The sequence below is a fragment of the Cronobacter sp. EKM101R genome (genome assembly GCF_963888145.1).
Taxonomy (GTDB): Bacteria; Pseudomonadota; Gammaproteobacteria; order Enterobacterales; family Enterobacteriaceae; genus Cronobacter; species Cronobacter turicensis.
The window spans coordinates 1-3,890 of sequence record NZ_CAWPHW010000025.1 but is presented as its reverse complement, the minus strand read 5'-3'; the positions used below and the strand labels follow the sequence as shown (position 1 = coordinate 3,890).

The following is a 3,890-nucleotide window of genomic DNA, read 5'->3' as shown; positions in this document are numbered from 1 at the left end:
ACAATCTCTGATAACAGCGTTATCGCTGTCTGATCCGGACGCCCGCTCGGCAACCTGATGTGTTGCCACCAGCTGGCCGGAATGACATTGCCCGTGAAATTTATCCGGCCCATCGCCATCACGGCTTCAGTCGGCGTTCTGATTGTCATGGGTATTACCTCAAACACTGGGCCACGCTTAATGAACCAGGCTACAGCCTGCCGGCCCGCCGTTGTTCGCGCTGTCAATAACGGTCATCATGACGCCAAACAGCGTTTCAAATTCATCATCAATTCTCTGCTTACGTGTCACCAGTTCCCGGATAGTCGGTGAGTCGTGACTACGCAGTCGCGCCAGCAGCATCGGCGGCATGGCCGCTTTAATTGCCGGGTACAGCGCCTGAATACTTTCCCGAGCGTCGTCGGTGTCGCGGTTAGCCCAGCGGAAAATCTTCTGAGTGTTACGGCTCAGGGCCTCCGGATGCTCATCCCCATACAGGTGCGGGGATGTCAGACCAAGCTGGAAATAAGCTTTCGCGATCTCCGCTGCCGGGATTTTTCTGGCTCCGGCAGCCATAGCCCAGGTGTTCAGGGCATCGCAGATGTGCTCATGCCTGATTTTCATGATTCAACTCCCTGTCGCTTGGTGTGTTATTTTTCTCTTCAGAACATATTGCGTCCGATGGATTTGGATACAGATCTGGACGCAGCTCATGCGGGGTAACTCCCGTTAAATCAAATACGACGCGGACAAAATCTGGTGGAACCCCATTTTTCTTCCAGTTCGAAATTGTCATTTTGGAACGCCCAACGAGCCGTCCTAACGCCGCGCCGTTACCAACAATTTTGATTGCTCGTTCAAAACCAGTCATAGAACCTCCTGTGAGACACACAGTAAAGCGCAACTTTACCAAAAGGTCAAGTCATAGGTGCCTTCTCATGGGTAAAGCAAACATTTACAATGTATTTATGAGCGAAAATAAATCGATGGGCGGCCTGGTCTCCAGGCTTACAGAACTGAACGCCAAAGGCTTTTCTAAAGGCGACATGGCCAGGGTTGCTGGCGTCACCAAGCAGGCGGTAACTGGTTGGTTTAAAACCGGGCGGATCAGTAAAGAATCGGCACTGGCGCTTGCGGATGCGTTTGGTGTCTCCGTGCCATGGCTTCTCGGCGAAGACGTTAGTGAAAAGGATGGGCTCAAACCGAACGAGCAGCGCCTGCTTGAACTCTTCCGTCAGCTACCAGAGGAAGAGCAGGAAAACATGCTGCGTATCGTATCGATACGCTTGAAAGAGCTTGATGCACTCTATGAGAAGTACATGGGGCGCAGGATTAAGGGCGACAAGGAATAACTCCTCCCGAGTGATTACATATGGGGTTAACGCCATTGAATGCACTTCAACTGGTCAGGGTGGTTCCTGATTGCCGCTTCTTTGGGTGAGTGAAGAGACGTTTGGGTGATAACTCTATATTAAGATCGTCAGGTTTTGCCCGATAAGTTGTTTTGTAGACAATATGATGCAGTACTTTTTGTGCTGTGCTGCTTGCTGAATCCACATTTTTGCGTAAACTTCAATTACTCAAATTTGAGTCAGCCACATGTGAGGACAATCCCATGAAAGAAGCTACTATTCGGTTTTTTAGTGCTATGGGCTCTATCCTTGATCTCTGCCCAGCAAGCAGCTACAGCGAGTATCGTTCATCTTCCTCCGACCTAGAATCAATCTCTTCAGATTGGAAGAATGTAGGCGGCTACTTGCGAGAGGCTGTTACTAACAATGAGCAGAAAAAAATCATCAAGAAAGCCCACAATAGGCACTCCCAGCAAACTCGCTAACCAACCAACACAATCCGGTAGCAGGGCTCAGGATGGCAAAACTGAGCACCTAGTTAATGAGGTTGTAAAAAATCCGCAAGTTATTGAGCGCCTGATGAATAGGCCTGATACGGCGGGGATAATGATGCAAGTCACTACCCATACCCGTTCAGGCCCCCTCCCTGACCCAGACGAATTAGCAAGATATGAGAAGGTCTCACCTGGCTTTGCGCGTGAAATTCTTGAGATGGCAAAAGCTGAACAGTCCCACCGGCACAAACACATGAGCAAAGGTCAATCCGGGGCAATTTGGCGCGATCGGCTTGGGCAGATATTTGGCCTAATTTGCGTCTTCGTATTCGCATATATTGCATATGAAATGATTCAGAAAGAAGCTTATGGATGGGCTACCGGGCTACTTGGTGTTGAACTTGTTGCGCTGGCTGGCGTGTTCGTTATTGGCCGACGGACTAAAGGCACAAATGAACCAATCGCGTCTTTATCTGGTGCCAACCAACAACGATCCTCTGATTGAAAATCCAGCTGTGACAGAGGATACTCATAATCATGGCAACGGCGGTGGAGGTGATGAGATGCTTCAACGAGTAAAAAAACTGGAAGAACAAGTGACATCACTCGTCACAGATGTCGCTGTCATTAAGTCTAATTACGCTACCAAAGAAGATATTCATAGAGAAATCGGTTCGCAGACAAAATGGATTGCTGCCACCATAATTGGCACAACTGGTTTGGCCCTGGCTATTGCAAAATATTTGTTTGCTTAATCTAAAAGCCGACCCTCCCCCACCCGGCCACTGCGCCGGGTTTTTTATTGTCATCCCTCCCCTACCCCTCCCTCTTCCAGCCTCGACATGGAATCAGGACTTTACGCTTTTTGATCTCAAAGCTTGACTGATTGGTAAATCTGCGCTTTACTATACTCATCAACACCACCAAGGCAGGACGCCCACGAAGTAGCTGCCCGGAGCATACGAATACCGGGATGAGGTGGACAGGTTAACGCGCAGCAGGTTTTGTTCCGCGCCCCGGCGTTAAGGGGAAATGAGGTTTCATATGGCAGAAATCAAAATAGCGTCTATCGGACTAACCATAGACGCTACAGAAGCAGTAAATCAAATTAGCGAGATTATTGGGTTATTAAAACTTCCATCCACTGCCTTTGAGGGTGTTCCGGAGCATGTCTTCGACCTGTTTCTTGGCAACATCAGTTCCCTGCTGGATAACATCAGCCTTGGTGATTTCTCGGCCACAGTTAGCGCAGCTAACGCCAACGAAATTTGTTTCAAAGTCAAAATCATCGGGACGCTTGAGCATGTCGCCACCGCAATCAGGACAGGAAACCTTCAAAGTTTGATTTTCGATCATTGATTAATCCTTGCTGGTTGTGTGGAAACTCCAGTATACCACCTCGCCTGACGTGGCTAAAAGCAGGCACACAACATGAAGCGCATTTCACTTATTCACTGACTCGCCTGGGAGTAAACGCAAACGGCGGAATGCGCTTCATATTGTGGTGAATGCGGCTAAGCGCACGCGGGGTGGGCTAAAAACTTTCCTTTTGTTGTGTGTGGCCCCGCCTGGGATTCAGCCCTGACCAGGCACCGGGAGGCACCCGGCACCACAATGTTAACCATACCAGTGCAATCTTTGCCCGCTTTCGGGCGGGCTTTTTTCTGACTGCACGCTCTTCGTAAAAATATATGTGTATAAAAATTTTGTACGTGTGAATTTAAACGAGGAAATAAAATGACAGGTCAGCATTATGGAACGCTGGAAGTAAATCGCGGATGTGTTAAACCCGGCATGCTGGTAATGCATAAAAACCGGATATGGAAAGCTTCAGCTAATTACGGCGGGAAGCTTTATTTAAAAACATTAAGCGAAGCTACCAGAACCGAGGCTTTAACGGTCAGCATTCTTCTTGACGGCCACGGCAACGCACTAACCAATTAAGAAACTTTACGTTCAGATTAATAAACAGGCCTTAACCGGCAGGACTTCTTACAACCTGAATAAAGGAATCTCAATATGAAAAATGTCATTGCTGCGAAATTAGAATTAAACCGAATCAGCC

General features: G+C 48.4%; 7 protein-coding genes and 2 pseudogenes. 5 read left to right on the top strand and 4 right to left on the bottom strand.

The annotated features are described in order from the left end of the window. The 3 genes and pseudogenes from AACV31_RS15015 to AACV31_RS15005 all read right to left on the bottom strand — a co-directional run. Positions 1–149, bottom strand: a pseudogene (locus tag AACV31_RS15015) (replication protein); the annotation flags it as partial. 28 nt (positions 150–177) lie between these two features. Next, positions 178–603 carry a toxin YdaT family protein gene (locus AACV31_RS15010; protein ID WP_165157200.1) on the bottom strand — a complete coding sequence of 142 codons (426 nt, stop codon included), beginning with the start codon at positions 601–603 and terminating at the stop codon, positions 178–180. After that, entirely contained in the window at positions 587–850 is a 264-nt protein-coding gene (locus tag AACV31_RS15005; protein ID WP_165157198.1) for a transcriptional regulator, read from the bottom strand. Before AACV31_RS15005 ends, AACV31_RS15010 begins: the two co-directional genes overlap by 17 nt. A gap of 67 nt (positions 851–917) precedes the next feature. Between AACV31_RS15005 and AACV31_RS15000 the strand changes: the two genes are divergently transcribed. The 4 genes and pseudogenes from AACV31_RS15000 (at position 918) to AACV31_RS14985 (ending at position 2,580) form a co-directional block, all read left to right on the top strand. Next, a complete protein-coding gene (locus tag AACV31_RS15000) occupies positions 918–1,331 on the top strand; it encodes a helix-turn-helix domain-containing protein (protein WP_255491447.1) in 414 nt (137 codons plus the stop codon). A 263-nt stretch (positions 1,332–1,594) separates the two neighbouring features. Beyond that, complete coding sequence (locus AACV31_RS14995) at positions 1,595–1,816, top strand: hypothetical protein (protein WP_165157192.1); 222 nt, start codon at positions 1,595–1,597, stop codon at positions 1,814–1,816. Further along, positions 1,758–2,114 (top strand): annotated as a pseudogene (locus AACV31_RS14990) (DUF2335 domain-containing protein); the annotation flags it as partial. The gene AACV31_RS14995 and the pseudogene AACV31_RS14990, both read left to right, overlap by 59 nt. Before the next feature lie 79 nt (positions 2,115–2,193). Continuing rightward, positions 2,194–2,580 (top strand): hypothetical protein, encoded by a 387-nt coding sequence (locus AACV31_RS14985; RefSeq protein WP_255491449.1) that lies wholly within the window; start codon positions 2,194–2,196, stop codon positions 2,578–2,580. A 373-nt stretch (positions 2,581–2,953) separates the two neighbouring features. Here AACV31_RS14985 and AACV31_RS23215 read toward each other — a convergent pair whose 3' ends face one another. After that, a complete protein-coding gene (locus tag AACV31_RS23215) occupies positions 2,954–3,181 on the bottom strand; it encodes an ECs_2282 family putative zinc-binding protein (RefSeq protein ID WP_419389371.1) in 228 nt (75 codons plus the stop codon). A 381-nt stretch (positions 3,182–3,562) separates the two neighbouring features. Between AACV31_RS23215 and AACV31_RS14975 the strand changes: the two genes are divergently transcribed. After that, complete coding sequence (locus tag AACV31_RS14975) at positions 3,563–3,769, top strand: cell division inhibitor protein (RefSeq protein WP_165157225.1); 207 nt, start codon at positions 3,563–3,565, stop codon at positions 3,767–3,769. Positions 3,770–3,890: the final 121 nt, after the last annotated feature.